1 protein-coding gene is annotated in these 501 nt (G+C 38.1%); it reads left to right on the top strand.

Annotated features, from left to right (window positions below; translation table 11 throughout):
- Window positions 1-117 precede the first annotated feature (117 nt).
- A partial coding sequence (locus tag ACYQ4O_RS12985) for a TaqI-like C-terminal specificity domain-containing protein (protein WP_460175874.1) occupies window positions 118-501 on the top strand: 384 nt, incomplete at its 3' end.

Raw genomic sequence — 501 nt, 5'->3', positions numbered from 1 at the left:
TAAAGAGGTGTTCCGTTAAAGGATTGGGATATTCAAATTAACTACGGGATAAAGACTGGTTGTAACGAAGCTTTTATTATCAACAACGAAAAAAGAGAAGAAATTCTTTTAAATTGCTTGACAGAAGAAGAGAGAAAAATTACAGCTGAAATAATTCGACCTATTCTTCGAGGCCGGGATATTGAGAGGTATGGTTACAAGTGGGAAGATACTTGGCTTATTAACACTCATAACGGAATAAAAGGGAAGGGGAAAAGGGTGCATGTCGAAGACTTGCCTTCAATTAAAGCTCACTTAGACCAGTATCTAACTAAACTATCTCGACGGGCAGATAAAGGAGATACTCCTTACAATCTTCGTAACTGCGCTTATTTGGACCATTTTTCTAAACCGAAAATCATGTGGAAACGGGTAGGTTCAATTCTAAGATTCTCTTATGACAAGGAAGGGCACTTTGGGCTAGATAGTACTTGTTTCGCTATAGGAGAGCATCTTGAGTTT

It is taken from the genome of Turicimonas sp. TL08, assembly GCF_054660695.1.
Note: the sequence above shows the minus strand (reverse complement) of the source record. Positions and strands in the feature narration are given on the sequence as shown.